The sequence below is a fragment of the Micrococcus sp. iso_239 genome, assembly GCF_056173395.1.
Window position 1 is genome coordinate 2,131,447 of the sequence record NZ_CM149672.1, and the last position, 17,815, is coordinate 2,149,261.

The 17,815-nt window shown below is 70.0% G+C and carries 15 protein-coding genes; 6 read left to right on the forward strand and 9 right to left on the reverse strand.

Annotation, left to right across the window (positions count from 1 at the left end):
• Positions 1 to 37: 37 nt before the first annotated feature.
• Complete coding sequence (locus AC0VX2_RS09920; protein WP_101966113.1) at positions 38 to 430, forward strand: hypothetical protein; 393 nt, start codon at positions 38 to 40, stop codon at positions 428 to 430.
• Positions 431 to 567: 137 nt separating this feature from the next.
• Here the strand turns inward: AC0VX2_RS09920 and AC0VX2_RS09925 are convergent, their stop codons facing one another.
• Positions 568 to 822 carry a DUF6480 family protein gene (locus tag AC0VX2_RS09925; protein ID WP_010080161.1) on the reverse strand — a complete coding sequence of 85 codons (255 nt, stop codon included), beginning with the start codon at positions 820 to 822 and terminating at the stop codon, positions 568 to 570.
• Positions 823 to 1,088: 266 nt separating this feature from the next.
• Between AC0VX2_RS09925 and AC0VX2_RS09930 the strand changes: the two genes are divergently transcribed.
• From AC0VX2_RS09930 to AC0VX2_RS09940, 3 genes are read left to right on the forward strand one after another with little or no spacing between them, the layout of a single operon-like run.
• Entirely contained in the window at positions 1,089 to 2,237 is a 1,149-nt protein-coding gene (locus tag AC0VX2_RS09930) for an acetyl-CoA C-acetyltransferase (RefSeq protein ID WP_101966114.1), read from the forward strand.
• 20 nt (positions 2,238 to 2,257) lie between these two features.
• Positions 2,258 to 3,856, forward strand: coding sequence for a fatty acyl-CoA synthetase (locus AC0VX2_RS09935; RefSeq protein WP_136940207.1), 1,599 nt, complete (start codon positions 2,258 to 2,260; stop codon positions 3,854 to 3,856).
• Positions 3,853 to 5,055: an acyl-CoA dehydrogenase family protein gene (locus tag AC0VX2_RS09940; RefSeq protein WP_020626691.1), complete on the forward strand. Its 1,203-nt coding sequence runs from the start codon at positions 3,853 to 3,855 to the stop codon at positions 5,053 to 5,055. The genes AC0VX2_RS09935 and AC0VX2_RS09940 overlap by 4 nt, the downstream gene beginning before the upstream one ends.
• 9 nt (positions 5,056 to 5,064) lie before the next feature.
• On the opposite strand, the gene AC0VX2_RS09945 is transcribed toward AC0VX2_RS09940, so the two are convergent.
• Entirely contained in the window at positions 5,065 to 5,451 is a 387-nt protein-coding gene (locus tag AC0VX2_RS09945) for a hypothetical protein (RefSeq protein WP_051050341.1), read from the reverse strand.
• A 132-nt stretch (positions 5,452 to 5,583) separates the two neighbouring features.
• On the opposite strand from AC0VX2_RS09945, the gene AC0VX2_RS09950 reads away from it, so the two are divergent.
• Positions 5,584 to 6,126, forward strand: a complete 543-nt coding sequence (locus tag AC0VX2_RS09950) for a MarR family winged helix-turn-helix transcriptional regulator (RefSeq protein WP_002857975.1) — start codon at positions 5,584 to 5,586, stop codon at positions 6,124 to 6,126.
• A 9-nt stretch (positions 6,127 to 6,135) separates the two neighbouring features.
• On the opposite strand, the gene AC0VX2_RS09955 is transcribed toward AC0VX2_RS09950, so the two are convergent.
• The gene (locus AC0VX2_RS09955) at positions 6,136 to 6,264 is read right to left on the reverse strand and encodes a hypothetical protein (protein ID WP_255351296.1); all 129 of its coding nucleotides are present in this window, start codon (positions 6,262 to 6,264) and stop codon (positions 6,136 to 6,138) included.
• Between the two features lie 21 nt (positions 6,265 to 6,285).
• On the opposite strand from AC0VX2_RS09955, the gene AC0VX2_RS09960 reads away from it, so the two are divergent.
• Positions 6,286 to 7,086 (forward strand): enoyl-CoA hydratase/isomerase family protein, encoded by an 801-nt coding sequence (locus tag AC0VX2_RS09960; protein ID WP_020627967.1) that lies wholly within the window; start codon positions 6,286 to 6,288, stop codon positions 7,084 to 7,086.
• A 75-nt stretch (positions 7,087 to 7,161) separates the two neighbouring features.
• Here AC0VX2_RS09960 and AC0VX2_RS09965 read toward each other — a convergent pair whose 3' ends face one another.
• The 6 genes from AC0VX2_RS09965 to AC0VX2_RS09990 form a co-directional block, all read right to left on the reverse strand.
• Positions 7,162 to 7,371 carry a hypothetical protein gene (locus AC0VX2_RS09965; protein ID WP_002857973.1) on the reverse strand — a complete coding sequence of 70 codons (210 nt, stop codon included), beginning with the start codon at positions 7,369 to 7,371 and terminating at the stop codon, positions 7,162 to 7,164.
• A 75-nt stretch (positions 7,372 to 7,446) separates the two neighbouring features.
• Entirely contained in the window at positions 7,447 to 9,987 is a 2,541-nt protein-coding gene (locus AC0VX2_RS09970) for a GmrSD restriction endonuclease domain-containing protein (RefSeq protein WP_101966117.1), read from the reverse strand.
• Between the two features lie 45 nt (positions 9,988 to 10,032).
• A complete protein-coding gene (locus AC0VX2_RS09975) occupies positions 10,033 to 12,090 on the reverse strand; it encodes a GmrSD restriction endonuclease domain-containing protein (protein WP_020627965.1) in 2,058 nt (685 codons plus the stop codon).
• Complete coding sequence (locus AC0VX2_RS09980) at positions 12,080 to 13,621, reverse strand: DUF262 domain-containing protein (RefSeq protein ID WP_169577813.1); 1,542 nt, start codon at positions 13,619 to 13,621, stop codon at positions 12,080 to 12,082. The genes AC0VX2_RS09975 and AC0VX2_RS09980 overlap by 11 nt, the downstream gene beginning before the upstream one ends.
• Positions 13,621 to 14,547: a GIY-YIG nuclease family protein gene (locus AC0VX2_RS09985; protein ID WP_169577812.1), complete on the reverse strand. Its 927-nt coding sequence runs from the start codon at positions 14,545 to 14,547 to the stop codon at positions 13,621 to 13,623. The genes AC0VX2_RS09980 and AC0VX2_RS09985 overlap by 1 nt, the downstream gene beginning before the upstream one ends.
• Before the next feature lies 1 nt (position 14,548).
• Positions 14,549 to 17,815, reverse strand: a complete 3,267-nt coding sequence (locus tag AC0VX2_RS09990) for a type I restriction endonuclease subunit R (protein ID WP_251393436.1) — start codon at positions 17,813 to 17,815, stop codon at positions 14,549 to 14,551.

The window sequence follows — 17,815 nt, forward strand, 5'->3', positions numbered from 1 at the left end:
CGCCCGAGCGGCCGGCACGACGTCCGAGGAGGACACCATGGGCATCCTCTCCAGCCTCACCCGCACTCTCGGCGGCGGCCGCCGCGCCAGCCGACCCACCATCGGTGCGCACGTCGGCCGGCCCCCCGGCTTCGGCCGGCAGGCCCGCTCTCAGCGACGCCGCTCCAGCGGCCTGGGCGGTGCCCTCCTGGGCACGCTCGGCGGTCTGGCGCTGCGTGAGCTCTCGCGCCGCGGCGCCGGGGGCACGACGCGCGGGCGCAGCTCCGGTGCGTACCGCGGCGGCTTCGGGCCCTCGGCCCGGTCCACGGGCAGCCTCGGCACCGGCCTGCTGGGCGGGCTGCTCGGCGGGGCCCTCGCCTCCCGCGGCCGGTCCGGTGCCGCCAGCCGACGCACGGCGGGCGGACGCCGGACCGTGGGCGGCGGCTTCTGACCGCTGCGCGGGCGCGGAGTCGCCGCTGAACACCATCACCGCGGAGCGGACACGGCACGGGGCGGGCACCGACGGATCGGTGCCCGCCCCGTGGTCGTGGTGGGCCGGTGGCGTGCCCCAGGCGTCTGCGTCCCGGCTCAGCCGAGGCCGGCGACGCGGCCCAGGATGAACAGCAGGACGCCGATGACCACGAGGGCGATGATCAGCCCGAGCACGATCTTGCCCGCCGAGCGCTCGCCGGTCTGCTCCACGTCCATGCCCGGGTTGTCCGGGCCGACGCCCGCACCCTCGGCTGGGGGCGTGTCGCCGTCGAACGCGACGCCGGAGGTCTCGTCCGTCGCCTCGCGTGCGCGCCGGGCGTCCTGGGGGTCGGGGGTGTGCGGGGTGGCCATGGCCGGCTCCTCTCGTCTCAGCGGCACGGGTGCGCGCCGCTGGCCCTCACGGTAGGCCCGGGGCAGGGGGTCCTGACCAGGGCGAGGCGACGCCCGCCCCAGCGCTTTCGTGGCGGAAACGGCGCGCCCCGAGCCGCTTTCGTTGACGAAACGGCGCCCTCCGCCACGCCCGCGCCGCCGCGACGGATCCCGTCACACTCTTGATCGTTGGACGTCCAAGCAATAGCGTGATCGGCGTCACGTTCCCGCCGTCCGGAGGAGCCCCCATGCCCGAGGCCTACATCATCGACGCCGTCCGCACCCCCGTGGGTCGCCGAGGGAAGGGGCTCGCCGGCGTGCATCCCCTCGATCTGGCGGCCGCGCCGCTGCGCGAGCTCGTTGCCCGCCAGAACATCGACTCGGCCGAGTACGACGAGGTCATCCTCGGCTGCATCGACCAGCTCGGCCCGCAGGCCATGGACGTGGCGCGCAACGCCTGGCTCGCGGCCGGGCTCTCCGAGGACGTCCCCGGCACCACGGTCGAACGCCAGTGCGGCTCCGGCCAGCAGGCGGTCCACTACGCCGCGCAGGCCGTCATGAGCGGGACGGCGGACCTCGTCGTCGCCGGTGGCGTGCAGTCCATGAGCGCGATCCCGCTCTCCCGGTCCAACACGGCCGCCCGCGAGCTCGGCTTCCCCGACCCGTTCACCGGCTCCGAGTCCTGGGCCGCCCGCTACGGGGACGAGGAGATCTCCCAGTTCCGCGGGGCCGAGATGATGGCCCGGCACTGGAACCTGGACCGGGACACCCTGGAGGAGTTCGCGGTGCGCTCCCACGAGCGCGCGCTCGCCGCGCAGACCGACGGTCGCTTCGACCGCGAGATCCTGCCCGTCGCCGGCCTCACCGCGGACGAGGGGCCGCGCACCCCGGACGCCGCGAAGATCGCCTCGCTCGACCCGATCGTCCCCGGCGGGCTGCACACCGCCGCCACCGCCTCCCAGATGTCCGACGGCGCGGCCGCCCTCCTGCTCGCCTCCGAGGAGGCCGTGCGCCGCCACGGCCTCACCCCGCGAGCCCGCATCCACCACCTCTCCGCCCGCGGCGCCGACCCCGTCATGATGCTCTCCGCCCCGATCCCGGCGACGGCGTACGCGCTCGACCGCATGGGCCTGACCATCGACGACATGGACCTCGTGGAGATCAACGAGGCGTTCGCCGCCGTCGTGCTGGCCTGGCTGACCGAGACCGGCGCGGACCCGGCGAAGGTCAACGTCAACGGCGGGGCGATCGCCCTGGGCCACCCCATCGGCGCCACCGGCGCCCGCCTGATGACCTCGCTGCTGCACGAGCTCGAGCGCAGCGGCGGCCGCTATGGCCTGCAGACCATGTGCGAGGGCGGCGGCCAGGCCAACGTCACCGTGATCGAGCGTCTCTGACCCATCCCCCGGAGGTTTCCATGCCAGGCCAGATCACCCACCCCACCGACGCCGGCCACCTCTCCCCCGCCCCGGAGGACACGATCGGCCGCGTGTTCGCACGCGCGGTCGCCCGTTCCCCGCAGGCCGTCGCCCTGCGCTTCGAGGACCGCGACTGGACCTACGCCCAGCTCCGGGACGGAGCGCACCGCGTGGCCCGCCGCCTCCAGGACACCGGCCTGCCGGCCGGCACCCGGGTGGCCGCCTATGCCACCAACTCGGACGCCTACGCGCTGCTCTTCCTCGCCTGCGTCACGGCCGGCTACGTGCACGTGCCCGTGAACTTCGCGCTCAAGGGCGGCGAGCTCGCCCACGCCCTCGAGGACTCCGGCGCGGAGCTGCTCGTGGCCGACGCCGGCATGCTCGAGCGGGTCGACCAGGTCCGGGCCGAGGGCCGCGCGTCGGCTCTGCGGCACGTGTGGACCATGCTCCCCGCCGGCCACGCCGAGCCCTCCGTGCTGGAGACCGCCCGGGACGAGACGTTGGACGCCGCCGCCCCGGAGGCGGAGGTGTCGGCCACCGACCTGGCCCAGCTGCTCTACACCTCCGGCACCACCTCCACCCCCAAGGGCGCCATGATGTCCCACCGGGCGCTCGTGGCGGAGTACCTCTCCTCGATCATCGCGCTGGACTTCACGGCCGAGGACCGCCCCCTGGTGGCCATGCCGCTGTACCACTCGGCCGCGATGCACGTGTTCCTGCTCCCCTACCTGAGCCTCGGCGCCACGGTGCGCCTGCTGGCCGCCCCGGACATCCCCCGGATGCTCGAGCTCGTGGAGACCGAGCACATCGGCTCCCTGTTCCTGGCGCCCACCGTCTGGGTGCCGCTGGCGAACCATCCGGACCTGGCCACGCGTGACCTCTCCTCGCTGCACAAGGCCCAGTACGGGGCCTCGATCATGCCGGTGACCGTGCTGCAGCGCCTCCGTCAGAGTCAGCCGGGCATCGGCTTCTACAACTGCTTCGGCCAGTCCGAGCTGGGCCCGCTGTGCACCGTGCTGCGCCCCGAGGAGCACGACGCGCGGCCGGCCTCGTGCGGCCGCCCCGTGTTCCACGTGGAGGCGCGGGTGATGACGGCCGACGGCGCCCCCGCCGCGCCCGGCGAGCCCGGCGAGATCCAGTACCGTTCGCCGCAGCTGCTCTCCGGCTACTGGAACCGCCCGGATGCCACCGCGGACGCGTTCACCGACGACGGCTGGTTCCGCTCCGGCGACCAGGTCACCCAGGACGCGGCCGGCTACATCCAGGTGGTGGACCGCATCAAGGACGTCATCAACACGGGCGGCGTGCTGGTCGCCCCGCGCGAGGTCGAGGACGCGATCTACGAGCTCGACGAGGTGGCCGAGGTCGCCGTCATCGGCCTGCCGGACGAGCGGTGGATCGAGGCGGTGACCGCCGTCATCGTGCTCAAGGAGGGCGCCGAGCTGACCGCGGAGACCGTGCGCACCCACGTGAAGGAGCGCCTGGCAGGCTTCAAGGTGCCCAAGCGCGTGGACTTCGTGGCGGAGCTGCCGCGGAACCAGTCGGGCAAGCTGCTCAAGCGCGCGCTGCGCGCCGAGCGGACGCAGGAGGCCCGGTGACGCGCAGGCAGAAGCCGACCTACGACGTCGTCACGCCCCTGGACGTCGACTACCTGGACGCGTTCGGGGAGGCGACGGAGGAGGACCGCGCGCACTGGGACCGCGCCCGTGCCTACGGCCGGGAGGTGCTCGAGCGGATCGACGGGCACCGGGACCGGGCGGAGTACCCGTTGGACCTGGTGGCGCGGGCGGGCGAGCTCGACCTGCTCACCGACGGGCTGGAGGTGCCGGGGCACGCGGTGATGTCGCCGTTGGCCGCGGGCCTGGTGGCGATGGAGATCTCCCGCGCGGACGGGTCGATGGCGGCCGCGGCGGCGGTGCAGGGCGGGCTCGTGCTGCGCGCCCTGGTGCACTGCGCGAGCCCGGAGCAGAAGGAGCGGTACCTCGAGCCGGTGGCGCGCGGCACGCTGCCGGGCGGGTTCGCGCTCACGGAGCCGCTGCACGGTTCGGACTCGGTGTCCCTCGAGACGTCCGCGCGGCCCGACGGCGCCGGCGGCTGGGTGCTGAACGGCGCCAAGAAGTGGATCGGCAACGGGGCCGCCGGGGGCATCACGATCGTGTGGGCGCGCGACACCGAGGACGGCCAGGTCAAGGGGTTCGTGGTGGAGCAGTCCACGCCCGGCTACGAGGCCGAGGTGATCACGGGCAAGGGCGCGCTGCGGGCCATCCACCAGGCGGAGATCACGCTGACCGACGTGCGGGTCGGCGACGACGCCCGGCTGCCGGACGTGGCGACGTTCAAGGACGCCGCGCGCGTGCTGGTGGCCACCCGCGTGAACGTGGGCTGGTCCGCGCTGGGCCACGCGACCGCCATGTTCGAGGCCGCACTCGCGTACGCCCGGCAGCGCGAGCAGTTCGGCAAGCCGCTGGGAGCGCACCAGATGGTGCAGGAACGGCTCGCGCAGATGCTGGACGAGGTGACCGCGATGCAAACCCGCTGCGTGGCCGTGGCCCGCCTGCAGGCGGCGGGGCGGCTGCGCGACGAGCAGGCGTCCCTGCTGAAGTACGCCTGCACGCGGGGCGCGCGGCGGGTGGCGCAGATCGCCCGCGACATGCTCGGCGGCAACGGCATCCTCCTTGAGCACCGGGTGATGCGGCACTTCGCCGACGTCGAGGCGCTGCACACCTACGAGGGCACCGAGTCCGTGCAGGCGTTGATCCTCGGCCGGGACCTGACCGGGATGAGCGCGTTCGCGTGAGCGCCTCCCTCAGGGCGCGGAGACGACCCCCACGCCCACCCGGGGCAGGCTGCGGTCCACGACCAGCTCCAGCCGACGTTCGTGGAACCGTGCGCCGAGCAGCTCCTCGAGGTCCTCGACGAGGTGCACCGTGATGGTCTCGATGACCGCCGCGGTGTCCTCTCCGTCCCGCAGGATGCAGTCCACCTCCAGCTCCGGGGCGGAGGGGGTGCCGGTGATGGCGAACCTCGCCTCGGCGACCTCGGGGAACACGGTGACGGCCCGCGCGGCACTCATGGCCAGGCGGGCGCAGCGCTGACGGAAGGCGGCGGGCTGGGGCGCCGGGGACTCGAGGACGGGCGGGACGGCGGACAGGGTCCGCCCCATGGCCTGGGGGGCCTCCAGCGTTGCTGTCATGACATTCCTCTCGCCGCGGCCCGGGCGCCCCCTCACAGAGATCGCCGTGACCTGGATAATGTTAGTGTAACTATGCGTTAGGAAGACTAACCAAATTTTCGGGGTGACGTGAATAGGGAGGTTCAAGAGCGCATGGGTGAGGAGCACACCACGCTGACCAGCACGGATGGCGAACCGACGTCGGGCTACTGGTACACCCGCGGCGCCCGCGAGATCGAACCTGTGGACGTGCTCAACCTGCTGCGACGCTACCGGGAGGCCGAACGGCGCATGCGCGCCCGCACCCGGGACAGCATGGGGATGGGAGAGACCCACCTGTCAGCCCTGCGTTACCTGCTGCGGGCCGACCGACGCGGCCACAAGGTCCGTCAGCGGGATCTGGCCAGCGCCCTGGAGATCACCCCGGCCTCCGCCAGCGCCCTGGTGGACCGACTGGTCCGAGACGGCTACGCCCGACGGGCACCCCACCCACAGGACCGCCGATCCGTGGTGGTGGAGCCGACGGCCAAGACGGACCACGAGGTCCGCGCCACCCTGGGCGCCATGCACCGCAGTATGCTCGCCGCGGTGGAGGGCCTCACCCCGGCCGAGCTCGCCGGCGCGGCCGCGTTCCTGCGGGCCCTGATCCGCAGCGTGGAGGAGCATGACGAGGACGAGGCGGACCAGCCCGCGTGAGGAACAGACTCAGCGGAACAGGTCCCAGACGCTGAACGTGGTGCGCTTGTAGACCGCGTTGTAGGCGGCGCGCTTCGGATCGCGCACCCACCCCATGCCCGGCCGGCCGTCCTCGCGGCCGGCACCCGTGCACCGCACCCGCCAACCCCAGGAGCTGACATGAGCACCGCACCCACCCCTTCTTCCTCCGACGACGCCCCCGCCGTCCTCGTCGAGACGCGGCCCGGCGTCGTGCGGCTGACGCTGAACCGGCCCGCGAAGGGCAACGCGCTCGGACTGACGATGGCGCGCGAGGTGCTCGCGGCGATCGCCGCGGCCGAGGCGGACGAGTCCGTGCACGTGCTCACGCTGACCGGCGCCGGGCGGATCTTCTGCGGCGGCGGGGACGTCCAGGCCATGGCTGCCGCGCCTGCCGGGCCGGAGCGGCGCGCGATGATCCAGGAACTCGGCGAGGCGGCGGGCGAGGTCGCGGTGGCGCTGACGGGCTCACGCCTGCTGGTGCTGGCCGGCGTCAACGGGACGGCCGCCGGGGCGGGGCTCGGGCTCATGCTGGGCGGCGACGTCGTGCTGGTGCGCGAGGATGCGCAGCTGGTGACGGCGTTCTCCGCGCTCGGGATGACACCGGACACAGGCGTGTCCTACTGGCTGCCGCGGGTGCTCGGGCCGGTGCGCGCGACGCAGCTGTTGCTCGGCGGGCGGCGCCTGAACGGGACCGAGGCCGTGGAGTGGGGCCTGGCGACCGAGGCGGTGGCCGGGGACGCGTTCGCGGCGCGTCTGGCGGAGCTCGAGGACGAGCTGGTGGCCGGTCCGGCGCACACCTATGGGCCGACGAAGGCGCTGGCGCGCGGGGCCGACGTCGAGGCGCTGCGTGCACACGTGCGGCAGGAGGCGGCGTCGATCGCGGCGGCGTCCGAGCACCTGGAGGCCGTGCGGTGGGTGGAGGCGTTCGCGGGCCGATGAGGGGCGGGCTGCAGCCCAGGCCGGCGGCGCTCCTCCACCGGGCCGACCCCGGTCAGGTCCGCGAGGGCGCGGAGGTCACTTGAACATCTTCAGGACGTCACCCAGGCCGACCGTGGTGCGCCGGTAGACGGCGTTGTAGGCGGCGCGCTTCGGATCGCGCAGCCAGCCCATCCCCTTGCGGCCGTAGCCGGGGATGACCTTGCGCTTGATCGCGCGCTTGGCGCGGCCCGTGGTGCGGGCCTTGATGGACTTCTTCAGGCTGGGCTTGCGGAGACCGATCTTCATGGGGCGAGCGTACTGGGTGGGGTGGACGGGGTGAGGGGGTCAGCGCCTCGCCAGGGCCTGCCCCTGGCAGGGCTGTCAGGAAGTCCTGTCGTCCTCCTGGACGGTGCGCAGGAACCATTCCAGCGCGTCGAGGAACGCCTCCTGTGCCGCGGCCGGCTGAAGGGTCTGCGGCTTGATGCTCGGGCGCCGGCGGAGAGACTCGGGGCCGAATTCCACCCCGGGGATGAGATTCAGACGTCCCCGGAATTCGTCGAGAAGCGCCTCGTCCGTGAAGGGAGGCCAATTCGCCAGATGATAGAAGACGACCTCGACGCCGTACGTCGGGTACAGGATCACCGGCCAGATGGCGCGTGCTGACGTGCGCGGGACGACCAAGAAACAACCGCCGGCGGCATTGTCCGCGAATTCCGCCCGGCCACCGCGCTCGACCCAGCCTCGTTGGACCTCGATCAGTGCGCGGGCCGATTCGGGATCGTTGTGGTCGTGAAGTCGGTCGACCCAGCGGTCCCGCAGCGCAGGGTCGTTGCCCGGGGCGGCGAGCGACCGGGGATCGGTCAGGTCGACGTCGACGTCGATGAGCTCGGCGAGCTGCTCCGCCAGCAGCCGCTGGCCGCCGTCGGCACGTCCGTCCTCGGAGAAGCGCACGCCTTCGGCCGCGAGGACGTCGTGCGGATCGTCCGTGCGGTGGACGTCGGTCCACCGGAAGGACGGAGAGACGGTGCCTCCCGCCTGGAGCACACGATGAGCGTGCGGCAGGGCAGTCCGTGCGAGGTAGGTCCCCACGGGGACCGGATGGCTTCCGATCAGCCGTGCGAGTTCGCCGTAGGAGGTCCAGAACCCGGCGGGAATGGCCTCGACGGCATCCGACAGCGTCTGCCAGGCCGTGTGGGCGACTCCGGAGGCGGCCTCTGCTGAGGGCCCCGGCCAGATACCGACGATCCGGTCCGCCAGCCGCTCGGCGCGAGCACGGATCTGCGCGGGACCCCATACCGGTTCAGCGGAGATCTCCTGGTTCATGCGGATGCCGCTCTTGGCCAGCTCCGCACGCTTGACCGCGAAGGGCCCGTTGCTCAGCTCGCTGTTGTACCCGGTGAGGGTGAGGTTGCCCAAGGTGTGGAGGAGTTCGGTGTGCATCTCTCGAAGGTCCTGGTGCGCCTCGAGCTGGCCGGCCAGAGCGCGCTCCCACTCCTCCGTGAGGGTCTGCGGCATGACGTGCTCGATGGTCGCGCTGTCGAGGTCCACCGGTTCCTTGCTGCCGTAGGACTCCTCGATCCACCGGAGGATCAGCTTCCGGTGGGCCGCCCGGCCCGTCGTGTAGAAGGGTGCCGTCATCACGGCCTGGCGGATCTGATCGTCGGAGGCGAAGTGCTTCCGTCCGCTGGAGAGGAAGCGCTGCAGGGCATCCGCCGGGTCGTCCTGACCCTGGATGTCGGCCGTGGCCGCGAGCAAGGTGGTGTTGAGACCGTCGGAATAGCGGCCGAAGACGAGGCGCCGGACCAGGTACGACTCGAGGTAGAGGAGCGCACGGGCCAGTTCGTCCGAGTCGATGTCCCCCAACGACCGGCGCTCCATCAGGTGCAGTGTGATCGGGAACGTCGTCGTCGTGCGCCAGGCGCGCAGGCGTGCCAAGCGGAAGCGCACTGCGTCGTCCTTCTCCTTCTCCGGGCGGAGCATCACGTCGTAGAGACGCCCCAACGCCAGGAACCGCTCGACTTCCGCCCTGACCTGCGACTCATCCTGCAGGCCACGCATGCGACGCTGCTGCCCCGCGTAGATCTCCGTCTGGCGGACCTTGGGATCCTGTTGCACCAGGTCAAGCCAGAACAGGGTCTCCAGTTCCTCATTGGAGAGCAGGTTCTGCAACGGGAGCCACAGGGTGGTGTAGACCTCATCCGCCCGGGTGGGCAGCTGCATGAACAGGTAGTTCCTGAGCAGGTCGCCCTGGGTGAGCTTGAGGCCGGTGTTGTTCAGCGACTCGAAGATGCGGTGGGCGTTGTCGTTCTCCCCGGTGGTCACGGACACGATCGACAGGCCGGCGACGACGGCGGACTCGACCTCCGCCAAGGTCAGCGGCTCCTCTTCACCGTCAGCAGACGGTTGGCTCAACCCGAGCAGCTTCGTCAGGAAGAACTGGTGGGCTTCGCTGATCCTGGAGCCTTCGGCAGCGTCCGGGGCGTGCTCGATCCGTCCGCGGTAGGCGCTGCGGTCGGCCTGGGTCGGCAGGACCTTGTAGCGGAGATCGCCGTCCTCCCACTTGTTGACCAGGTACTTCTCGTTGACCCGATCGGCGTGCATGGGGCCTTCGTGCTCAGCCCGGTGGTCGCGGACAGCGGCGAGGAGGAGCGTCAGAGTCGTCAGCCGTTGCTGCCCGTCCACCACGAGCCACCGCTGGACGCCACCGGGCCCGTTGTCCCGGAAGCCGGCGAGAACGAGGGAGCCGATGAAGTGAGTCGCCGAAAGGTTGTGCCGGCGGCGGTCGGCGACGTCCACGACGTCCTCCCACAGTCGCTGCCACTGCGGGCGGCCCCAGGAGTACGTCCGCTGATAGAGCGGGACCGTGTACTGGTAGGAGCCCCCGAGGAGCTCCTGAAGGGTGACTTCGCGCGCGGCAACCATGGGACGAGCCTAACGGGGGCTCTGAGGCCAGATCGTCCCGAGGTGTCAGGGCCGTTTGCCCTGCCACTCCTGGATCACCCGCCGCATGCTGTTCCCGTGTTCCTTGATCTGAGGGACGTCCCAGTCGCCCTCGGCGTGAAGGATGCCGGCCATGAGCTGGAACTTGAGGCTCTGCTCGTCCGAAGAGTACTGCTTCACCTTCGAGACGGGCATCAGGTTGTTCCGCTGGGAGTTCTCGCGTCGGCCCATGATGCACAGGTTCCCGAAACGGTTCACCTCCGTTGATGTCAGGACCTTCTGTCCTTCGCCAGGAATCACGGGATAGAAGTGCTCCACCGAGGTCCGGTACCGGAAGCGGAATGAGCCTGCACGTTGGGACAGGACACTCCGTTCAACGTCGCCGAGTGCAGCCCAGAGCGGCCCCGCTTCGGCGGACGGATTACGTCCGAGATCCCAGAGGATGTAATCCAGGACGTTGAACACGAAATTCGGGACCTTGACCCCAAGGTCCAATCCCTCGTCCGCGTCGTAGGCGCGAAGCCGCTCGCGGGCCAGGTCCTCCAGCATGCGCTGGAAGGCCTCGCCGTCCACGCAGTCCACCGGCTGCGCATCCAGCCATCGCAGGATGCGGTACAGGAAGTACTTGGACGTGCGGCGCGTGTCGGTGACCTGGAACATGGCCTGAAGGTTCCGGACGGCGTCCTGGACCTGCGGATCCTGGAAGGTGTTCTTCACACCCAGCCGTCGGCGCGGCGAGCGCTCGCCGGCCTCCGTCTCGAGCTTCTGAGCTCGGCTGAGCACCCAGTTCTCCTCGTCCGCCTGTGTTCCCGTCGTCGCCAGAGTCCTGATCACATAGGTGTCCAGCAGAAGGCGCATACGGAGCAGCGTCACGAGGAAGCGCTGAGACCAGGCCGCGTCGACATGGCCGTGCTGGGCGAACTGCTCCAGCAGGGAGCCGTCCTCGAGCCGCACGGCCCCCGTTGAGTCCTGGCCCCATCGCGGCAGGCCGGGCTCGGCCCCCTCACCCTTCTCCTGCATCACGCGCAGCACATGCAGCAGCAAGTTCGGGAAGTCGACGATAGTCCCGTAGGCGCCGGTATCGGCGTCGTCCTGGCGCTGGTCGGACGGGGGCCAGGACTCCACGGCGGTCTGCCCGGCGGCCCGCAGAGCCCCAATGATGGTGCGGGCGCCCGACACCGTCGCGGTCAGGCTCGGCGCGAGAGCTGCCCGCAGCGACGCGAAATCCCGTGTGAGGAGGGACGACCAGGACGCTCCGAAGACGGCGTCTCTTGCCGCCTCACCCCCATCCTTCGGCCGCTCGGTTGAGAACTGGAGCTGGACGTGGCGGTCCAGAACGGCGCAAGCGTCCCAGACGTGCGCGAACACCTTCCGGTCCGTGGCGTCCTGGAGAGGCCGCATCAATGTGGCCTTGAGGATCTCGTGCTTGGCGAGCTGCTCACCGCGGGTGTTCATCACCTCGAAATAGTGGTTGAGGTCCGTGCCCTTCGGAAGCTCGGTGCGCAGCAACCGGACATGCTTCCAGAGGTACGCGAGGTCGTCGCCGTCGAACATCACCTCCTGATCGTCTGCCGGGGTTTGCCGGTCCATGGCCCGCCGGCAGGCCGCAGCGATCGTCTCGGCGGCCACCCCGATGGTGTCCACCTGGAACGACGTCCCGGCGGGGGCGCCCCGACGGCGGAGTGTCGCGAGGTCCTCCCCGGCCTCGGGGCGCCCTTCGTAATCCAGGACGGCCAACGCTCGGGGGTCGAGGACACCGGCACGGATGACACGCTCCGCGACGGCCGCCAGCACCGTCAGCGTGGTCAGGCGCTGCTGCCCGTCGACCACCTCGTCAATCGGCACGCCCTCAGGAGTCGTGGCTCGGTTCACGACCAGCGAGCCGAGGTAGTAGTCGGACGAGGCTCCCTGCGTATCCGGCTTCTCCGAGCGGAGGCGAGCGCGGCGCACGTCTGCGAGGAGTGTCGCGATCTCGACCTGCGTCCAGGCGTAGGCCCGTTGGTAGACCGGCACCCGGTAGTGCCGGGCGGCGGTGAAGACCTCCTCGATCGTCAGCGCCTCAGGCGCGTGCTTCTCAGTCTGCATCGTGGGCTTCCTCCGTGTCCCAGGGCGTGTCCGAGTAGAGACGCTCCACCGGGGAGGCCTCGTCCACGTACGGCCCGGGGAGGGCCGCCACGCGCCCGGTGATCGCAGCCGGGTCCATAGTGCCCATCATCAGACGGAACAGGTTGACCTGCTCTGCCGAGTCCACGGCCTTGTTCAGCCCCAGCGCGTGCAGCTCGGTCGAACGTGGGTAGACCCGGCGCAGACGAGTCCTCAGCGCAAAGGCGTGTCGCGCCAGAACGAGGGCCGCGCGCTCGAGGTCCTCGGCTCCGAAGCGGTCCGCATAGGCCAACAGTAGAGCTCCGTAGAGCTCCTGTGTGTAGCGATATCCGGCGCCGTTGCCTGAAGAACGTACGAGCCCCGTGATGGCATGGACCCGCCGGATCTCACGATGGCGACGGGCATCGTCCTGGACGGTCTGGTCTGCTTCGGTCGCGGAGACGCCAAGCGTTCTGGCCAAGCTCGTGTAGTGCCGGACGAATCGGAAAAACATCTCGCCGTCGATGATCGGCTGGGAAAGCTGGAAAGGGAACTCCAGCGGAGCGAGGGCTCCGTGGGCGATCAGCGCCGCATTCCTGGTGTTGTAGTCATCCACGTGCGCTTTGGCCATCAGCAGCCCATGTGCCCAGGGGAGCCGCCCGAAACTCGCAGCCCCAGCCGAGATGCCCTTGAACGCCCCGATCTGTGCGGATGTGAAACCGTCCCTCGGCAAGGACTCACCGGCGGACCAGCGGACGACCGGATAGAGCAAACGCGAGAAGAGGTGGTTGATCTCGTCCGGCGGGGTGGACTCCCAGTCCTTCACGGCCGCCATGATCGCGCCGCGGTCGGTTGTCGTCTCTCCGTAGGCGCGGAGGTGGTAGGCCTTCAGCAGATCCGTGGGCAGGAGCGGCCGGCCGCGTGTGTTCTGCGAGTCGAACATCTGGAAAGCGGCGTCGAGGTCGGTGACGGTCAGCCGCACCAGCGTGCACCGGTCGAGGAAGTAGTCCGCGAAGTCCTCGACCTCGGAGCTGTCCCAGGACCGGAATGTCTGCAGGATGAGGCGGTGGTTCTCGATGACGTGGCACTCCGACACGTCCCGGCGGCCCGGCGGCAGCTCGATGGCCGCCGCGCGGTCCAGGGCCGCACGCTGGTGCTCGGCGCGCTCGGCAGTGTTGCCCAGGACCTCCTGCAGTGCGAGCGCGATCAGGGCGAAGGTCATGTACCGCTGCTGGCCGTCGACGATGTCCAGCCAGCCGCCCTCGACGTGCACGATCATGGTGCCGATCCGGTAGGACGCGGCCGCACGGAAGCGACGGATGTCCTCGACGAGCTGCCCCGTGTTCGTCGTGGACCACGTATAGGGCCGCTGGTACTCGGGGATACGGAGACGAGGGTCGCGCAGTGCGTCCGCGACGGTCATGACGTTCGCGGTCAACGACCCGGAGCGCCCCGTCCCCGGTCCTTGGGCGTTGCTCTGGGCACCCCGCGGATGGTCGACGGCGGCATCCAAAGCGGTCGGCCGCGTCTTCATCAGGCGTCGTCTTCCATGGGCTCCGGCGCGGCCGAGGCGGCCTCGACCTCGCCGAGGGTGCGCCCATCCGGCGCCCGCCATGAGGACGGCCCGCTCATGCTCCCGCCGGCCACGAATCCGGCCGCGGCCGAGGAGCTGGTGAAGGAGACGTCCTCGGTCAGCACCCCATCGGGACCGATGTGGTCGGCGAAGCGCTCGCGGCTCGCCCGGACACCCGCGGGCGCGCTGGGTCGCAGCCCCTCCATGAGGCCGCTGCCCCGCAGGACGACGAACCCGTCCGGCGTCGGGTGCCCCTGCGCACCCACGCCGTTGACCGTCATGGTGAACAGGGTGCGTTCCGGCACCGTCTCGGGCGCCTGGGTGGTCCGGCCCGCCGCGGCCACGGCATGTGAGCCGTCGGCGCTCTCGAAGACGCGATGCCCCAGGGCACTGATCAGGATTTTGGCCTTGTCGGCGTACTCCTCCAGCTCCGCCTTCTTCTCCTCCGTGACGTTGCCCTGGGAGGGCGCCACCGCGTTGTCCACGGTGAAACGCCCGGCCGTGGATGCAGCCTGGTGGAAGTAGTGCTCCAGGTAGGTCACCTCCGTGGGACCGAAGGTGTCCCCGAGGGTGGAGAGGAGAATGGCTCGGTTCCAGAAGTCGTGCGCCTCTTTCCGGACGTGCTCCCGGATCCTGCCTACCATGCCGTTGCCGTTGGCCCGCCCGACAGCCTGCCCGACGTAGACGACGTCGTCGCCGGAATCGGCGTCCTGCCCCAGCAGCAGGTACACACCGGTGCCTTCGAACGCCTCGGGGTGCCCGTCCGCGTTGAGACTGGTGCGTGGCACCACGTAGACGAGGCCCGTCCAGTTGTCGAGGGTGCACTTCAGCCGACCGGTGGGTGCACCGTCCATCAGGAAGACCTGCAGTGTCTTGGGATGTGCCATCTCAGTTCCCCTTCCGGACGCGCGACGGCGTCGCGCTCGCCCTCTCATCGACGGAAGTGCCCTGCGAAGGGGCCGTTTCGTCAGCGAAAACGGCGGACCGTCCATGAGCAACGTCCACCGGCCCAGCCCCCTCGCTCCGCACCTTCCAGTACAGGTACTCCCCGATCGCGGCGACGATCATCTTCGACGGGTCGCCGCCGCGCCCCACGATGTCCGTCATCTTCGCGAAGGCGTCCTCGTTCGCGTACACGGCTCCCATCGCCGACCGTTCCAGGTTCGGGCTCGCGAGGAACTGCTCCAGCGAGTTCGCTCCGGCCTGGCCCAGCAGCTTCTCGTCCTCCATGAGCGGCGCCACGAGGGCACTGACCCACGCCTCCTGCTGGGACGGGGAGGCATCCACGCCTTCGCCGGCGAAGATCTCGTTGATCTTCTCGATCACTTCCTCCAACGGACCGCGCTGCTTCTCCCGCACCTGCCCGCCTCCCACAGCGGTGGTCCCCTTCAGCGCGGCCCCACCGGTCAGCCCGATGTCCCCCGAGGACGTCTTCTTCTGCCGGATGCTCACCAGCTGCACATCGCTCAAGTCGATCAGCTCCTCACCGCCGGGCTGATCGCCCACGAGCTGCACCAGGTGCCGCAGGAACAGCGCCCGCTTGTAGTGCTCGGTGTCCCCGAACTCGTAGATCTGGGAGAGGAAGTCGTAGAGGCTGACGAAGGACCGCATGTCCTTGCGCATCAGCACGAGCTCGTTCACGCGTGTCTCGTCGTTGTTCATCCGCGCATGCGCCAGCTCCTTGCGGAACCGGTATGCCACGGGCTCCAGCGCGGCCTGCAGGCCCTCCTGCCCGCTCCCCGGCTTCCACGCGACCCACACCTCGGCGAACGCGTCGACCTCGTCCCAGTCGTACACACCCGCGGCGTCGAGCTTCGTCCCCAGGTCATGGATCAGGTTCGGGTCCGTCACCGTCTCCAGCTTCGCGCCGGCGTAGTACGGCTCGAAGGCGGCCTGGATGTCATCTTCGGAGTTCACGAAGTCCAGCACGTAGGTGGTGTCCTTGCCGGGCGCCGCACGGTTGAGCCTCGAGAGCGTCTGCACGGCGAGCACGCCCGAGAGCTTCTTGTCCACGTACAGGGCACAGAGCTTCGGCTGGTCGAAGCCGGTCTGGTACTTGTTGGCCACGATCATCACCTGGTAGCCGTCCCCGTCGAACGCCTTCGCCAGGTTGCCGGTCACGGACGGGTTCATGGACCGTTCGGTGACCTTCTCGAGCCCGAATTCGTCGTCGGTGATCTCGCCGGAGAAGGCCACCAACGTGTCCACGTCCGTGTACCCCATGTCCTGGATGTACTGGTCCATCTGGCGCTTGTACCGGACGGCGGCGGCGCGGGAGTCGGTGACCACCATGGCCTTGGCCTGCCCGTCGAGCAGTCCGGCCACGTTGGCGCGGAAGTGCTCCACGATGATCTTGACCTTCTGGGCGATGTTCGTGGGGTGCAGCTTGACCCACCTCATGAGCTTCTTGCTCGCCTCGGTCTGGTCCACTTCGGTGGTCGGCTTCCCGACGGCGGCCCGGTCGCCTTCCGGGCGGAACTCGCCCTGCTGTCCGGCCAGGGCCAGCTTGAAGGCGGTGCCGTAGTTGGTGAAGTTCTTCAGCACGTCGAGGATGAACTCCTCCTCGATGGCCTGCTGCATGGTGTACCGATGGAAGGAGGCCGGGATCTCCTGGCCCTTCTCGTCGTATTCGCCGGAGGGGCGGCCGAACATCTGCAGGGTCTTGTCCTTCGGGGTGGCGGTGAAGGCGAAGAAGCTGATGTTCTCCGGGCGTCCGGTGGCGGCGACCTCGGCGGCGAGGATGGACTCGGTGTCCGCTTCTCCCCCGTCTTCGAGGTCGGCCTGCTCGTCTGGGGTGAGGACGCGCTTGAGCTTGGCTGCGGCGGAGCCGGTCTGGGAGGAGTGCGCCTCGTCCGCGATCACCGCGTAGGTGCGGCCGGCGAGTGTCGAGTCACCTTTGAGGAGCTCGAGTACGGCGGGGAAGGTCTGCAGCGTCACCACGATGATCCGATTGCCCTGCAGCAGGGTCTGCTTCACCAGGGCGGACTTGCTGGTGGCCTCTCCCCCGAGGTTCTTGCGGTCCACGGCCACCACGGTGCCGGAGGTCCGTTCGATCTGCCGGACGGCCTCCTGAAGCTGGTCGTCCAGCACGGTGCGGTCGGTGACCACGATGACCGAGTCGAACACCCGCTGCTCGTCCGCCCCGTAGGTGGAGAGCAGCCGGTGGGCGGTCCAGGCGATGGTGTTGGTCTTGCCGGAGCCCGCGGAGTGCTCGATCAGGTAGGACTTGCCGGCGCCCTCATCGCGGACGGCGGCGAGCATCGAGGTGACGGCCTCCCACTGGTGGAAGCGCGGGAAGATCAGCGTGGACTTCCGGCGCGAGCGGCCGTGCTCGTCCTCCACGGTCTCCTTCTTGAGGAAGACGAACTTCTGGAGGATCTCGAGCCAGGTGTCCCGCTGGAGAATCCGTTCCCACAGGTAGGCCGTGGAGGAACCGCCGTTCGGATTGAGCGGGTTGCCGGCGTGGCCGTCGTCGCCTTGGTTGAACGGCAGGAAGAAGGTGTCCTTCCCGGCCAGCTTGGTGGTCATCCAGACCTCGCGGTTGGAGACGGCGAAGTGGACCACGGCGCGGGTGCCGAACCCGAACAGCGGCGTGGCCTTGGGGTTGCGCTCGCGGTACTGCTTCTTCGCGTGGCCGATGGACTGGGTGGAGTCGGTCTTCAGCTCGATCGTCGCCACGGGCAGGCCGTTGACGAACAGCACCAGGTCCACGGACTGGTTGGTGGCCGGGTTGAAGTGCACCTGACGCATCACGCGCAGCCGCATGCGCTCGTAGGAGGCGACGGCGGCCGGGTTCAGGTTCGTGGCCGGCCGCGGCTCGGCCATGCGCAGGGTGGCGGAGGTGCCGACCTTGAAGCCCTTGCGGAGCACGTTGAGGGTGCCGCCGACGCCGGTGTCCTGCGGCTTGTTGAGCACGTCGATCAGGCGGGTGGTGATCTGGTCCCGCTGTGCCTGCTGCGCGGAGGCGGGGGCGTCGGCCTTCACGATGCGCCCGTAGTCCTCCGGCTGGTTCTCGGCCAGCCAGGCGTGGATGTCCTCGGAGAAGATCGCGTTCTTGCGGTCGTAGCCGGCATCGTTGTCCGAGTAGAGCCAACCGTGGGCCTGGAGGTACTCGCAGATGTAGGTCTCGAGCTCGCTCTCGTTGTGGATGGCCAT

Excerpts from the sequence above, each read along its gene's own strand:
- AC0VX2_RS09990 (WP_251393436.1), bottom strand. The coding sequence starts at position 17,815 with ATGGCCATCCACAACGAGAGCGAGCTCGAGACCTACATCTGCGAGTAC.
- AC0VX2_RS09950 (WP_002857975.1), top strand. The coding sequence starts at position 5,584 with ATGGGTGAGGAGCACACCACGCTGACCAGCACGGATGGCGAACCGACG.
- AC0VX2_RS09985 (WP_169577812.1), bottom strand. The coding sequence starts at position 14,547 with ATGGCACATCCCAAGACACTGCAGGTCTTCCTGATGGACGGTGCACCC.
- AC0VX2_RS09960 (WP_020627967.1), top strand. The coding sequence starts at position 6,286 with ATGAGCACCGCACCCACCCCTTCTTCCTCCGACGACGCCCCCGCCGTC.
- AC0VX2_RS09980 (WP_169577813.1), bottom strand. The coding sequence starts at position 13,621 with ATGAAGACGCGGCCGACCGCTTTGGATGCCGCCGTCGACCATCCGCGG.
- AC0VX2_RS09920 (WP_101966113.1), top strand. The coding sequence starts at position 38 with ATGGGCATCCTCTCCAGCCTCACCCGCACTCTCGGCGGCGGCCGCCGC.
- AC0VX2_RS09935 (WP_136940207.1), top strand. The coding sequence starts at position 2,258 with ATGCCAGGCCAGATCACCCACCCCACCGACGCCGGCCACCTCTCCCCC.
- AC0VX2_RS09930 (WP_101966114.1), top strand. The coding sequence starts at position 1,089 with ATGCCCGAGGCCTACATCATCGACGCCGTCCGCACCCCCGTGGGTCGC.
- AC0VX2_RS09965 (WP_002857973.1), bottom strand. The coding sequence starts at position 7,371 with ATGAAGATCGGTCTCCGCAAGCCCAGCCTGAAGAAGTCCATCAAGGCC.
- AC0VX2_RS09925 (WP_010080161.1), bottom strand. The coding sequence starts at position 822 with ATGGCCACCCCGCACACCCCCGACCCCCAGGACGCCCGGCGCGCACGC.
- AC0VX2_RS09945 (WP_051050341.1), bottom strand. The coding sequence starts at position 5,451 with ATGACAGCAACGCTGGAGGCCCCCCAGGCCATGGGGCGGACCCTGTCC.
- AC0VX2_RS09970 (WP_101966117.1), bottom strand. The coding sequence starts at position 9,987 with ATGGTTGCCGCGCGCGAAGTCACCCTTCAGGAGCTCCTCGGGGGCTCC.
- AC0VX2_RS09975 (WP_020627965.1), bottom strand. The coding sequence starts at position 12,090 with ATGCAGACTGAGAAGCACGCGCCTGAGGCGCTGACGATCGAGGAGGTC.